This window comes from Halorubrum sp. GN12_10-3_MGM (genome assembly GCF_005435235.1).
Lineage (GTDB): Archaea > Halobacteriota > Halobacteria > Halobacteriales > Haloferacaceae > Halorubrum > Halorubrum ezzemoulense.
The window spans coordinates 49,751-63,495 of the sequence record NZ_SGUB01000019.1 but is presented as its reverse complement, the minus strand read 5'-3'; the positions used below and the strand labels follow the sequence as shown (position 1 = coordinate 63,495).

General features: G+C 57.7%; 12 protein-coding genes and 1 pseudogene. 9 read left to right on the top strand and 4 right to left on the bottom strand.

The window, feature by feature from the left end:
* Positions 1 to 338 precede the first annotated feature (338 nt).
* The 3 genes from EXE47_RS19375 (at position 339) to EXE47_RS13585 (ending at position 2,744) form a co-directional block, all read left to right on the top strand.
* Positions 339 to 569, top strand: a complete 231-nt coding sequence (locus EXE47_RS19375) for a Fic family protein (RefSeq protein WP_241897940.1) — start codon at positions 339 to 341, stop codon at positions 567 to 569.
* Positions 570 to 1,061: 492 nt separating this feature from the next.
* Positions 1,062 to 1,790 carry a hypothetical protein gene (locus EXE47_RS18765; protein ID WP_199237903.1) on the top strand — a complete coding sequence of 243 codons (729 nt, stop codon included), beginning with the start codon at positions 1,062 to 1,064 and terminating at the stop codon, positions 1,788 to 1,790.
* A gap of 474 nt (positions 1,791 to 2,264) precedes the next feature.
* Positions 2,265 to 2,744, top strand: coding sequence for a hypothetical protein (locus tag EXE47_RS13585; RefSeq protein ID WP_004595577.1), 480 nt, complete (start codon positions 2,265 to 2,267; stop codon positions 2,742 to 2,744).
* Between the two features lie 71 nt (positions 2,745 to 2,815).
* Here the strand turns inward: EXE47_RS13585 and EXE47_RS13580 are convergent, their stop codons facing one another.
* Together EXE47_RS13580 and EXE47_RS13575 are read right to left on the bottom strand one after the other, a co-directional pair.
* Positions 2,816 to 3,097 carry a hypothetical protein gene (locus EXE47_RS13580; protein WP_137708430.1) on the bottom strand — a complete coding sequence of 94 codons (282 nt, stop codon included), beginning with the start codon at positions 3,095 to 3,097 and terminating at the stop codon, positions 2,816 to 2,818.
* Between the two features lie 217 nt (positions 3,098 to 3,314).
* Positions 3,315 to 4,673 (bottom strand): RNA-guided endonuclease TnpB family protein, encoded by a 1,359-nt coding sequence (locus EXE47_RS13575; protein WP_137708429.1) that lies wholly within the window; start codon positions 4,671 to 4,673, stop codon positions 3,315 to 3,317.
* A gap of 564 nt (positions 4,674 to 5,237) precedes the next feature.
* Here EXE47_RS13575 and EXE47_RS13570 point away from each other — a divergent pair.
* Positions 5,238 to 5,600 (top strand): ArsR family transcriptional regulator, encoded by a 363-nt coding sequence (locus EXE47_RS13570; protein WP_223174209.1) that lies wholly within the window; start codon positions 5,238 to 5,240, stop codon positions 5,598 to 5,600.
* 95 nt (positions 5,601 to 5,695) lie between these two features.
* Here EXE47_RS13570 and EXE47_RS13565 read toward each other — a convergent pair whose 3' ends face one another.
* Positions 5,696 to 6,103 carry an orc1/cdc6 family replication initiation protein gene (locus EXE47_RS13565; protein WP_137708428.1) on the bottom strand — a complete coding sequence of 136 codons (408 nt, stop codon included), beginning with the start codon at positions 6,101 to 6,103 and terminating at the stop codon, positions 5,696 to 5,698.
* A gap of 866 nt (positions 6,104 to 6,969) precedes the next feature.
* Between EXE47_RS13565 and EXE47_RS13560 the strand changes: the two genes are divergently transcribed.
* Entirely contained in the window at positions 6,970 to 8,181 is a 1,212-nt protein-coding gene (locus tag EXE47_RS13560) for an orc1/cdc6 family replication initiation protein (protein WP_137708427.1), read from the top strand.
* A gap of 247 nt (positions 8,182 to 8,428) precedes the next feature.
* Here EXE47_RS13560 and EXE47_RS13555 read toward each other — a convergent pair whose 3' ends face one another.
* The gene (locus tag EXE47_RS13555; RefSeq protein WP_137708426.1) at positions 8,429 to 9,670 is read right to left on the bottom strand and encodes an RNA-guided endonuclease TnpB family protein; all 1,242 of its coding nucleotides are present in this window, start codon (positions 9,668 to 9,670) and stop codon (positions 8,429 to 8,431) included.
* A gap of 345 nt (positions 9,671 to 10,015) precedes the next feature.
* Here EXE47_RS13555 and EXE47_RS18860 point away from each other — a divergent pair, with 345 nt between their 5' ends.
* The 4 genes and pseudogenes from EXE47_RS18860 to EXE47_RS13540 all read left to right on the top strand — a co-directional run bounded on the left by EXE47_RS18860 (position 10,016) and on the right by EXE47_RS13540 (position 13,741).
* Positions 10,016 to 10,159, top strand: coding sequence for a hypothetical protein (locus EXE47_RS18860; protein ID WP_206750874.1), 144 nt, complete (start codon positions 10,016 to 10,018; stop codon positions 10,157 to 10,159).
* A gap of 270 nt (positions 10,160 to 10,429) precedes the next feature.
* Positions 10,430 to 10,768, top strand: a complete 339-nt coding sequence (locus EXE47_RS13550) for a hypothetical protein (protein ID WP_199237902.1) — start codon at positions 10,430 to 10,432, stop codon at positions 10,766 to 10,768.
* 51 nt (positions 10,769 to 10,819) lie between these two features.
* A pseudogene (locus EXE47_RS13545) lies at positions 10,820 to 11,704 on the top strand (cell division control protein Cdc6); the annotation flags it as partial.
* 228 nt (positions 11,705 to 11,932) lie between these two features.
* On the top strand, positions 11,933 to 13,741 hold the full coding sequence (locus EXE47_RS13540) for an ABC transporter ATP-binding protein (RefSeq protein WP_137708425.1): 1,809 nt from the start codon (positions 11,933 to 11,935) through the stop codon (positions 13,739 to 13,741).
* Positions 13,742 to 13,745 lie beyond the last annotated feature (4 nt).

The following is a 13,745-nucleotide window of genomic DNA, read 5'->3' as shown; positions in this document are numbered from 1 at the left end:
GTGCTGTTCGACAGTCTCCGCCACCTTTTGTGTCGGATAGGCGTGGTAGCGGTGACTGTATTCCATCGCTGTCCCTCAGTTTGGGATATGTTTATTTAATGGTTTGTACTGCGTGCGGCGATTCATCCCCTCCCTACTCGCTCCCGATAGTCGCTCCTTGAGGAAGGGGCATTCTCGCCTCAATTCTGGTAAAATGATCCAAAGGTGTTCACCCAGAGAAGAACAGACGAAACGAGGGGTGTGGGTTCGATCTTGACGGAACTCATCCACGAGTATATCGTCGCAGAGTACCATGATCGCCCGCCAGTGTTCGAAACCGTGGTGACATCGAATTCGCAGTGGACGACACCGAAGCGGGCAGCTTCGGCTCCGCACCGGAAACTATCCACAAGAAGCCGTATCATCTCGTCCGGCTCCTCGTCGCTAATCACCCCTTCGTCGATGCGAACAAACGGACGGCGCTCAACGTGGCGACCTCTTCTACTTCCTTGACAGGTGTTAGATCGCGTGCGATGGCAATGACGCAGTTCGCTTCGATGCGACCACCGTCCTCGCAGCCAGCATATTAACCAACAAAATGACCAGCACTGTTGGTTAATTTCGCTCGCTCTTATGTAGAAACGCGGAAAGAGGTCGTTTGGTTGTGCCAGCTCCGAATTGAGTACGCTATCTCGGGTTCAAATCGCCGGACTACGGTGGGTGTTCAACATGTTAAATCGTCTTTCCGCAGCTCTACACAAGAGCGATTTCGCCGAGCCGAATAGGGTGCGGTCCGCTACTGGCTCCGTTTGTATCCCTCGAATTGGGTGCGAGGGAGGTGGGTGAGAGTGATGCCCAGCGCTCTCTCGTACTGAAATGAAGCGACCATCGAGAGCGATACGTGTGGCTCCGCCTGCGTCGACGACGGCACTATCGACGTGGGGTCCCGTCACACGTGTACGAGTTCCAGTTGTATCGAGTCACGCAGCGCTTCGGCCGCGAGAACCCGAGCAGTGGCCGACAGTCGGCCACCGACGAGCAGGTTCTCAGTCACCGTCGAACCCCAAGGAGGCACAGAAACAATGAGCGACGACGAGTTCCGACAGGCTGTCCGCAACGCTTGGGGCGGCGCGTGTCTTGTCTGTGGCCGATCACCTGATGGGTGGCTCAACACCACCCGCGGCGAGCGGCGGCAAGACAAGCTTTCGCTCCATCATCTCAACGGAGATGACACCGACGATCGCGTCACGAACGTAATCCCGCTGTGTCAGAGCTGTCACGTCCATATCCACAAGGTCGACGAGCCGCCCTACCGGCAGTGGCACCGGCAACTCCCGATCGAACACCGTAACGCCTGGAATGCGCACTATAAGGAGTACTACGAGGGGCCGCGTTTGACCAGTGAGGAGGCAGAACGGCTGTTCGGCGACGACGACGGCACGCCAGAAAGCGAGAAGTATCGCCAGCACGAGCCCTCACCGGCTGCCGACGGCGACGAGCCTGTGGAGGCTACGTCGGACGCTGCGAGCGATCAGGGAGAAATTCCGAACTCGTCACCTCGTGACGACGAGCCAAGCACTGCGACTGAGACGGATGGTGGTCCGGAGTCTGCTCCTGATACAGAATCGATCAGCATCACGTTCGTTCCCGCGAGGTCGTCACGTCGTCGGATCCGGTTCGTCGAACGCGACGATGGACCCGGCTGGTGGCGAATTGACGACGAGTGGACCGGCTGTCGGTGGCGGCCGGTTGGTCGCGAACCGGTCACTGATGTTGAGCGTATGGGTGGGAGTGGCTTCGACGGGGAGTGACCTCCTCCTCGCCGTAAACGGCGAGGCTTCCCACGGCACTACACCGCTGGGTTGGGATATTTGCTGGTTCACGGCCTGTCGGCATGACAGGCCGATGGCGGGGCCACCCCGCCGTTACTCCTATCCCGGCAGGGGACTCGGAGTTATCTTGACCGAGACACCACAGCGGTTCGAGAGTGTGTCTCGAACGTTCTGGGCCTCGGAGTCCCGATATTGTGCATTTGAGTGGGCGGTGTGACCGCCTCGGTGTACGTCATGCTACGATACACTATTAGTTAAATATCCGTATTGTTGCTGAACGTAGGTTGTGGAGGCGTTGTCGGATTCACGCCCGCCGTGAACGGCGGGATTCTCTCCTCGAAGAAAGATAGAAACGGGCGATAAATATCTACAATCTCTTGGATATATATTTTCCCAGAGCATAGAGGCCCTATGTCGAACGAAACGGACGCTGCCGATCCAAACGCTCCCTCGATGACGCGAGGTGAGCGAATTCGTGCGGCCGCGCGAACGCTCCGAACGCCCCGAACCGCATCGTGGGTCGCCGAAGAGACAGAAACCACGACGAAGACGGCCCAGAAGTACCTCGATCAACTCGTCGAGGATACCGTCTTACAGAAGATCGAACGCGGGGGCCAGACACTCTACTGCGTCGATCAACTGATGGCGACCTATCGCGAAGTCGCAACTCTCCAACGCGAGCACGACCGGGAGGAACTCGCCGACGTCCTAGAGTCGATGCGGGCGCGGATCGCAGAGTGGGAAGCCGAGTACGACGTCGAGTCGCCAAGCGAACTCCTTGCGAGTGTCGCCGACGTGGATACCCCTGACGAAGCCGAGAGACGGCGTGAGATCGCCAGCGAATGGGATCATCTTGCTGACCGGTTGCCGGTCGTGAAGGCAGCGCTGAAAGAGTATGATTGGGCGACCGACCGCGACGGGGTTCCGGTCTAAACGATGGGGTTGCCGGGAACCATCGACGCGTCCGTCTATAACGGGCTTCGTGACGTGCTAACGAAAATGAGTTACTCGTCGGAAAACATCCGGCGACGGTCCGTGGACTCCAACTCGGACTCTTCGGTATCGACCTGCTCTTCGGCCAGCTCGTGCCAGCCCCAGGCCACCGTTTCGATGGACTGGCCAGTCGCGTCGGCAACATCTTCAGCAGTCACGACGTGGTCGGGGTCCACCATCTTTTCAATACAAGATCCGACTCTACTAATCTTCCTCACCGGCTTATCCTTCGTCTCGTAGTCCCTTCCCGTGGTTTTTGAGGTAGGTTTGGCCGTACGTTCGAGCGTGTTCATTGAGGTGATCCTCAGCCTCCCAAAGATTTGAGATGGGTACTTGGAAATCCTTGATATCTGCACCAGTCTCCCGGTAGAACCGATCTAGGTGGATTTCTCCCTCATCGTGTTCAGCGTTATCCACCTTTGCCACCTCGATTCGGGACCCATCAGCCAATTCGAAAAATGACATCCTCCCCGTCGTGAACGACGGGGTTTCCTCTCCGGCGTGGGAGCCTCAGACTGTTTGAGAGTCCCCGGAGGCAACATTCCCGTCACGGTGGACGGTACTCGGGTCTGTGCGCTGTTCTTTGGGACTTTCCGTCGCAGGAGAGCGTGGTGACTCCAGCCATTCGTGGCTGTCCCACTCGAACCGCACGGGCCGTGCCATCGGCCTGACTGTCTGTTCTGTCTGCCGTCTCAGGAACGTTTCTGACGCTGTGAGGTCAGCGTGCCCTTCGAACCCACACGGACAGGTGAGCGTGTCCTGATGCCTTGTCGTTCGGCCTGTGCCGCCACACTGCGGGCACTCCTGACTGGTCCATGCCTCTGACCGGACTTCCACCGCAATGCCGTATTCCTCGGCAGTACACGCCAGTCGCTCGGTGAATTGTTTGAACGCCCAGAAGTTGTGGGTCTTGGCGTTCGTCTCGGCCGACCAGTGTGTATCCAACACGTCGGTCAGGCCACCGGTATACACGGTATCGACACCTTCGGCGTACAGCCGTTCCAGCAGGCCACGACACAGTGCCTCTTGAGCGTGGTCGCGGCGACGAGTCCGTTTCCGGTACAGCCGCCGGATACGTCTGCTACTGTATCGGCCTTCTTTAAGTTTCGACTGCAACCGGGCGATTTCTCGCGTCGTCTCGCGGAATCGCTGGAACAACTCACGGCCTTCGTAGAGGTACTGCTGGCCGGTTGTGGTGGTGCAGGCGACGAGATTGTTTGCGCCAATATCCAGAGCGGCCTTCTCATTGGCCAGTGGAGTGTCCCGTGTCTCGTCAGAAACAGTCACGGGTTGCGAAGCTCGGAAGGTGCAATCAGTCTCATCGTACCACAGTTCTAGTCGGCCTTGGTCTTCGTAGTCGGGCCAGTTCGGGTCGCCAACGATTTCCAGCCGAAGACGGCTTTTCGGGCTGTTGTGATTGTCTCGGAGTTCTTTTCCGACGACTATTTCAAGCCGGGAACGGTCGCTCCATTCGACGGTGTATGCGTCCTTTCGGACGACGCCTTTGAGAACACGTCCGTCGTCCTCGTTGCCACGGAAACCCGGCGGTTCCGGGTGTTCCGTGACCGACGTGTTCGATTCGTCGTGATACGCTTTCTTGTTCTCGAAGAACGACCGCCACGCTTCGGTGTTTGCTCGCCGGACAGTTTGAGCGGTGGACGCACCGAGAACGGCTTTGTATTTCCCTTCCAGAGCGCCGGTATCGGCGTCCCACACGCCGCCCTCGAAGCCGTCTACGTCGTTGTAGCGCATGAGGCGCTGGTAATTGATCTCGTTCCAGAGAGCGGCGGAAGCGTCCAACAGGTCGCGTATCACCTGCTCATCGTCGTCGGTGAGCGGGCGCACAACAAATGTGTTGGCACGCTTCACGACAACAGATTATTATACTTTTAGTCTTAAAGTCTTTTCGTATGCGGCCCAACATCGACATTTCACACACGCTCGGTGGCCGAGTCAAAGACTACGCAGAAGCAAACGATTTGGACCTCTCGGAAGCCTATGCAGAGGTGTTAGAAGCAGGACTCGAAACGTTGGAGACTCAAGACCAGCAGTAACGTGCGGTTTCTCATCGAAGTGTACGCGATTCACGCCCGCCGTGAACGGCGGGATTCTCTCGCTGTATCAAGATAGGATGGCCGCAAAAGACTCTGGATTGTTTGTGCTCGGATCGGCGCGCGCGCCGATCTGGAACACAACTCCTCCAACACGATCCGCCTCGTAGACATACTCAAAGTCTGATTGTCGAGTCATGTATGTAGTGAATCAGTCTCAGAGACGCAGAACGCCCCTACATTTATTGTATACGTGTCGGATAAAATTAAATCTGTTGATTTTGACCGTTGTGGTATCAAAACGCCCCTATTCGTCGCAAATTAGCCTTTCAGAAACATTTAACTCGTTGTGGTTCTAAAACAACGATAAGGAGACTAACACATGTCCGATACTGAATCAGAAACTACTGCCATTGATATGGAAGGGCGGGAAGATCGCAGTCACCTTCGCGGTGAGATGGCCCGCTCGCTCGCCCGAGGTGGGATGGAAGGTGTCCAAGTGATCAGCTGGGAAAGCGCAGAGATCGCTCTCACACCGAAGCGTCGTGAGATTATCGAGACGCTCCGCGAGAAGGAAATCGGGTCTGTTCGAGGACTCGCCCGGGAGCTGGATCGAGACAAATCGCAGGTCAGTCAAGATCTGGCGAAGCTCGCAGAGCTAGGTATCGTTCGGTACGAAAAGAACGGCAACGCGAAGAGTCCCCGACTGACACAGGAGCACATCGTCGTCGAGCCGATCGTCTAGACAGACCTGGGAACAAGTGCTGGGGTTTCCCCCAATTCTCACTCGCTCACCAGCAAAGCGAGAGAGTCCGTTTCGTCTGTCTTTACGGCGGGGTATCACCGGTCGCGTTCCGTTTCGATCTCGTCACTGCTGTCGAGGACGATTTCGGGGGCGAGATCGAGATCGTACTCGTCGTACCGGCCGCCGCTCTCCCCGCGGTTTCGGTTCGTCCGTTGGAGGAAGCCGAGCTTGTGGAGATCCGAGAGGTGCTTCTGGATGCTTTTCAGCGTCGTACGCGAGTCCACGGCGTGTGCGTTCGTCACGCGCTCGTACCAGGTTTTGATCGTCTTCGACCGGGCCGGCGTCGCGCCTCGTTGTTCGAGGGACGCGAGCGTTTTGAGCAGCAGGTGGGCGTGCTGGGTCTGGTCGCGAATCCGGTTGCGTAATCGGCCGCACTGGACGAGGTCCTGAGCCTCGACAATGTGCGAATCGTCGATGCCGTCATCGCCGCGCTTCTTCGTCACTTCGCCGCCAACCCTGAGGAGAGAGCAAGCGAGCGAGTCGGCGGGGTAAGCGCTCGACTCCCCACTGTGTCGAGTGCTTTCCTCGTCGGAGCAGCAGTCGGATCCCCCACCCCACCGTGTCAAGTGTTCTTGTGTAGAATCGAGGATAGATCAGTATCATACCCCACTGCGTCGAGTGTTCGATGTAGGCGACCGGACACCGCTCGTCTCACCTCGTTCCGGGAAGAACACTCGACGCAGTGGGGGTAGCGATGAAAGCGACGGGGGCGCGATCGATCATCGGGCTTGGTCGGGTATGTAGTCTACACGGGATTCAGCTTGCGGCCGGATCAAAAGAGTAGTTGGTGAGAGAGAGTACGTTTCGTGTGCTTTCCGTCTCTTTCTCGCGAGGATGCGACGATATATGGGTAAGCCAGCGGGTGAATGGGACGGGAGGAAGTGATACGTGACACCCCACCATGTCAAGTGCTTTCCTTGCCGGAGTAGGAGTCAGATCTCTCACCCCACCGTGTCGAGTGTTTCGTGCGTGGGAACCGTCTCGGGAGGCGTTGACCGGTGTCGATTGTCCGGAGTCGCGAACGACAACTGGTTCGGTCGACTGCGAGGCGGTCCACTTGCATCGAACTGAAATAGGAGGCTGGGATGTGCCCACAGCTTGTACCAAGTGAAACCGGTCCAGCCGTCGTGTCGTAGGAAACCCACCCCACCGTGTCGAGTGTTCCTCTCGGTTGCTATCGACGAGGACTGACCGAGAGACACTCCACTACGTCAAGTGCTAACCGATAGACTTAGATTATCTGTACTTACACACGATACACTTGACACGGTGGCTTTATGCGTACGGACTGAGTCAAACGTGACAGAGGATGGCGACGTTCACACGAGACACGGAGATCTTCCGCAACGAGGACATGCTCCGCGAGGATTACCAGCCGGATTCGATTACCGCTCGCGAGGACGAGATTTCGACGTTCATGGCCGCACTTCAGCCGATCGTTAACGGCGCACAACCCCGGAATATCTTCTTGTACGGAAAAACGGGCGTCGGGAAGACGGCGGTGTCCCGCTATCTGTTGAAACAGCTACAGCGAGATACGGAGCAATACGACGATGTCGAGCTCTCAGTCTGCTGGCTCAACTGTACGAACCTCTCGTCGTCCTACCAAGTCGCAGTCAACCTCGTGAACCAGTTGCGACCCGCAGACGATCAGATCAGCACGACCGGGTATCCCCAGCAGCGTGTGTTCGATATCCTGTACGAGGAACTCGATCAGATTGGCGGGACAGTCCTCCTCGTCCTCGACGAGATTGACCATATCGGCGGCGACGACGAAATCCTGTATGAGATCCCGCGAGCCCGCTCAAATGGCTACCTCTCGAAGGCGAAGCCGGGCGTGATCGGCATCAGCAACGATTTCGGCTTTCGAGATGACCTCTCACCGAAGGTGAAAGACACCCTCTGTGAGGAGGAGATTCACTTCTCGCCGTACAACGCCCCGGAACTGCGCGCCATCCTCGAAGAGCGAGTGGCCGGGGCGATGTACGACGACGCGGTGGACGACGCCGTGATCGCGCTGTGTGCCGCTATCGCGGCGCAGGACACGGGAAGTGCCCGGCAGGCGTTGGATATCTTGTATAAATCCGGTGAGATTGCGCGGACGAACAGCGAGAAGCGACTAACAGAGGAGCATGTCCATCAGGCTCGCGAGAAACTCGAGCAGAGTCAGGTCGAACACGGGATGCGCGAGCTGACGAAACACGGGCATCTCGCGCTCGTGGCCATGCTACAGCTCGCGTTCGAGCAGGAGACTCCAGCACGGATCCGCGACGTGTACCCACTATATCGACGTATTGCGGAGGGCTCCAACGTCGACCCGCTCGTCCGTCGGCGAATGCACGACCACCTCGCGGATCTGGCGATGCTCGGCATCCTCGATCGCCAGATGAAAAACGAGGGACGGGCAGGTGGGCACTACTACCAGTACGAGTTCGATGTCGACCTCAATATCGTCGGCGATGTTGTTCGGGATTTTGACTCTATCGCGCTCCCAAAGGGCGTGACAGCGCGGATCGGGTGAGTTCGATCGGTTTCGTTCGGGTGACCCTGGCTGGAGTCGTACGAACACTGGATGTGAGGGTCTCAGCGGTTCCGTTCCGTCTCAGGAAGAACACTTGAAATGGTGAGGTGGGGATGCCGATGAACTAAGGATGCGGTAAATACTTCGGCTCATGAAATGCCACCGACCTTGTACCGAGTGAGATACGCAACAAATGAATTCTGCCCCTTCTAGACCGGGTTTGGACAGTGAGTGAATCGCCTCGGGGTCAAGCCCCGAGGCTTCCCGTTTCCACGACATGACTTACAGACACGGACTCGAAGTGAGTCGTGTCCGTAGCGGTCACAGTCTCCACGGGCGTGTCTTCGGGCCATCCCAGCCCTAATTCAGCAAAGCCTCTCTGCAAGACGTTCATCGCCGCATTCGCGTCCCTGTCCGTCTCAAATCCACACGACGGACAGGAGTGTTCCCTGACCCAGATGGGTTTCGCTGTCTCCACACCGCACGACGCGCATTCTTTGCTCGTACCTCGGGCTTCGACCTGCACGACGTGACTGCCGTACAATTCTGCTTTGTATTCGAGCAGGGTGATGAACTGTCGCCACGCCGCATCCTGCTTGTTTCGAGTGTTGTGCGACTGTTCAAGCATCCCCTTCACGTTCAGGTCTTCGACGAATACGGCGTCGTACTCCCGGACGAGCCATGTCGTTATCTTGTGCTGGTAGTCCAGAACCTTCCGGCGAATCCGACGCTTGAGTTTGGCAACTTCGACTCGTTGTTTCTCGTAGTTGTTCGACCCCTTCTCCTTCCGAGATAACTTACGCTGTTCGCGTCCGAGTCGCTCGTAGTCGTTTTCGAGGTCGAGCCAATCCACGGTTTTGCCGTCGCTAGTGTGGATGTAGTTGAGTATTCCGAGGTCGATGCCGACGCTGTTGCTTGCGTCCAGCGATTCCACGTCGGGTTTCTCGGGGAGATCGGCGTCGTCGGTTTCGAGGCCGAAGGAGACGAACCACTCGCCAGTCGTCTCCTTCTTGAACGTGACTTCTTTGATCGTGGCGTGGCCAGGAACCGGGCGGTGGTAACGAATCTTCACCCAACCGATTTTGCTGAAGCGGACGTACGCGAACCTGTCTTGGCCCCTCTTTTCATCGAGGTCGAAACCAGACTGGTTGTAGGTGACGCTTCGATAATCGGTGGGTGCTTGCCGTTTGAGCCGACCAACGTTGTATCCCTTCTCTTTCTTCTTGCGAAGATTCGAGAGGTTACGGTGGAAGCGAGCGACGGTGGCTTGGGCGGCCTTCGAGTGTAGTTTACTGAAGACGGGCCACTCTCGCTTCCAGTCGGGAAGTTTGTTGTTCTGGTCGTACTCACTCGGCTTATTGTCTTCCGGGGCTTGTTCGTAGTCCCAGCGGACGTGGTTGTAGAGCTGGCGATGAACATCCAGATGGTGTTCCAGTCCAGCCGCTACCTCTTGTGTCGGGTAAGCGTGGTAGCGGTGACTGTATTCCATCGCTGTCTATTGATTAGTGAGGTGTTCATTTAGTGGTTTGTATCACGAGTTGTCGGCTTCATCCCCGAGGTCAAGCCTCGGGGTATTCGCCTTGTCCGCCGATAAATAAGCCGAGTAATTTGGGCCTTGGTGGTGAGACGATGGCCGTCTGCGGTCTGCTCAGTTTCGTGGGAGCTCACTCGGTCGAAGGTGTGTCTGCGAGCCTGAATTCTGGTTGGGGGCTGGTTCTAACCGGAGCGGGTCATGTTGACTGCGTTTTACTGTTTCGGCAGGTGTCACTCGGCACGACGTGTGTGACGACGATTTTATCGGGGTTTCATCTCTCGGTTTCACTCGGTGTACGGTGTGTCCCTCCTACTGCCCGCCCGGAGGGGCCGACGTTGTCAGTACCAGTTCGACGTCGACCTCGGTATCGTCAGCGACGTGGTTCGGGATTTCGACTCCATCCCGCTCCCGACGGGTGGCGACACGGATCACGTGACCCGGTGAGTTCGGTTGGCGTTCGTTCGGACGGTCCCGGGTGGTTCTGCTCGAACACTCGACACGGTGGGGTCTCAGCGGAAAGCGTCCCACCCTGTCTCGGGAAGAACACTTGACACGGTGGGGTGGGGGTGGCGATGAACGCGACGGGAGCACGGTCAGTGTTCAGTATATGGAGTTACTCCCGATCGTGTTCTTCGGTGCTCTTCTTACAGAGAGACTGTTAGTAGCTGTTAACGCTGGTGAGAACGCTTATACACACAGATAGTGTCTCCCTGTATGAGTAGTATGGAGCACGCGGACGACCGCGGGGCGAAGAAGGAACTTCGGAAGGAGCACCCGAGCGGGTGGCTCTACCTCACGCAGTACGATTCGATCCCGATTCTCGTCGACGCGTTGCTCGATCTCCCGCCGAATCGTGAGTTCAACAAAACCGAACTCGCAGAGCACGCCGGCGTCACGCGCCAGACCGTTGGCAACTACACCGACCTCTTGTGTGAGGTCGAACTCATCGAGGACGTTCCGACCACGTCACCGCGACGGTATCGAGTCGCGGACAGCGATGTCGTCCGCGAGCCCTTCGAGTTGAACAGCGCGCTCAACAGCGTCGGGGAGTAGTCGCTGCCCACGAGGCCTTCTTCGGTACTCCCGTCGGTGTTTGGAACCAGGGTTCGCAGCCTCGTCAACGGGCGGCTTTTCGTGCGCGCCAGCCGGTTCCCCGGGCGGGGACTCGGGACCAGAGACGCGTTCGACGAACTGTACCGACAGTTCGATCGTATCGGCGGGACGCACCTCGGCGTGTTCGACGAGATCGACCATCTGGAGGACGCGAACACGCTGCTGTACGAACTACCACGCGCGCGAGCAAACGGTCACATCACGGGCGCGACGGTCGGCGTGATCGGGATCAGCAACGACTACACGTTCCGACGGACGCTCTCGCCGAAGGTGAAGGATACGCCCATGGAGACCGAGATCTCCGTCAGTCTGTACGACGCCGCGGCACTGCGAACGATTCTGGAACACCGGGCGGACCGCGCCGTCGTCGACGAGGCGTGTGACACGTCGGCGATCGCGAAGGCCGCGGCGTTGGCCGCGCAGGAGGTGGGGAACGCGCGGCAGGCGCTCGATCTGCTCCGCGTTGGCGCGGAGCTGGCCGAGCAGCACGGCGAGGGGCCGGTCACGGACGCGCACATCGAAACCGCACGGGAACGAGTCCAGCGCGGTCGGGTCGCGACGGTGATCCGAGACCAGACCGAACACGCGCAGTACATCCTCGAAGCGATCGCGACCCTCCAGACGGGTGGCGAGGTCCCGGCGCGATCGAAGGCAATCCAGCGAACGTATGAGCGGGTGGCGGAGTCGCACGCCGCCTCGCCACTGTCGACGCTGAAGCGTATCCAAGACCAGCTTTCGGACCTTTACATGCTGGGGTTCCTTCGGCGCCACGAGCAGAACAAGGGACTGAGCGGCGGGCAGTACTACGAGTATGAGTTGGATCTCGATCCGGCGATCGTCTTAGAGACGCGGACGGAGGTCGCCGAGCACGCGTAGTGAAAGCACACGAAATATACTCCCTCTAACTGTGACTCCCGGTGGGACGAGAGCGGGAAAGCATACGAAATGTACTCTCCCTCTCTCGAAGTTGTGATCGGAAGGAGCTGAAGAAGATCCGGACGAGTGTAGCGAACGACTGTCGTGAACGCGGGGCGGACACGGCGCACGGAACGAGACCGACGACATTATTCGGGTCGCCGACGGAAATCGGCGTAACTCACTGCTATGTCATCGTCAGATCCCGAACCGGTCTCCAGACGCGAGAAACTCGACGCCCTCCGCGACGTCGCGCGGTACAATCCGAAGTACACGGCGGCGGTCGTCGTGCTCGGGATCGTCGCCGCGGTGCTGGAGGGCGTGGGACTGAGCTTCATCCTCCCGATCGTCGAACTCGTCCAGCTCCAGGATCCCGCCGCGGAGGCGGACGGACTGCTCGCGGTGTTCGTGACCGCCTATCAGACGCTCGGGATTCCGTTCACGCTGGGCTACGTCGTGGTCGGCGTGTCTAGCGTGATGGTCGCGCGGTACACGACCAGTTTCTCGGTGGCGTGGTTCCGGGAGGCGCTGCGGACCTACTACATTCGAGATCTCCAGACGCGAGCGTTCCGGAACGCGCTGAACGCGCGTGTGGAGTACTTCGATAAGGAGGGATCTGATGATATTCTGAACGCGATTGTGACGCAGACGAATTATGCGGGCCGAGTGATCGCCCAAGGGGTTAATTTTACTCAGCAGGTCTTTCTGGCGGGGGTGTATTTCGTTGTAGCACTGGTGATTGCGCCGGTACTGACAGTTATCACAGGAGTCGTTCTTGGCGGGTTCTCGATCTTCTTCAGACAGGTGCTTGAATCGGGGTACGACGTGGGAGAGAGGGTCGCCGAGGCGAACGAGATGCGGCAGGAGGCCGCACAGGCCGGGACACAGGGAATTCGTGACGTTCGGATCTTCGGACTCGCCGAAGAACTCTTCGAGGATTTTACGGAGGCAATCGAGCAATTCACCAAGTCTCGGATTGTTCTCCGGCGCAACGAGGCTGCGATCAACAACTTCTACAACCTCGTTGTCGCGGTGTCAGTGTTTGTGCTCATCTACCTCGCATTAACGTTCGCGAACCTTTCGGTCGGTGAACTGGGCGTTTTCCTCTTCGCGATGTTCCGGCTTGGTCCCAAGGCTAGCCAAGTGAACACTCTGTACTATAAGATCGAAAACAACCTGCCACATCTAGTCCGCACTATCCAGTTCACCGACGAGTTGGCAACGTACAACGAACCAACCAGTTCGAGCCGGAAGGTCCCCGAAGAGATCCATGAGGTAGAGTTCGACGATGTCCACTTCTCGTATGACAACAAAGAAAAAGTACTTCGCGGGATCGACTTCACCGTCGAGAAAGGCGAGTTCGTTGGGTTCGTCGGACAGTCGGGTGCGGGCAAATCCACGATCGTCTCGCTTCTCGCTCGTCTGTATCCGGTTGATGAAGGTGAAATCAGAGCGAACGGGATCCCGATTGACGAGATGGATATCGCGGAGTGGCGGGATCGGCTTTCGATGGTCAGACAGGACCCGTTTATTTTCAACGACACGCTCCGGTACAACCTGACTTTAGGGAATCGAGAGGTGTCGGACGAAGACCTTGATCGCGTGTGTTCGATCGCAAAAGTCGATGAATTCATCGACGAACTTCCGGACGGGTACGATTCGTTATTGGGAGACGACGGGGTTCGGCTGTCAGGCGGACAGCAACAGCGCGTTGCGTTGGCTCGGGCGTTGTTAGAGGATGCAAATATGCTAATCTTGGACGAGGCAACGAGCGATCTCGACTCGAATCTCGAAAATCAAGTACAACAGGCTATTGAAAAGATGGATCGAGACTACGCGATTGTCACGATCGCTCACCGACTCTCAACAGTAAAAAATGCAGATCGTATCTACACCGTTGAGCAGGGACAAGTTACAGAAATCGGAACACACGACGAACTGGTTAAAGAGGGTGGGAAATACTCAGAGCTGTACGAGATCCAGTCAAGTGGCACATGAGTCA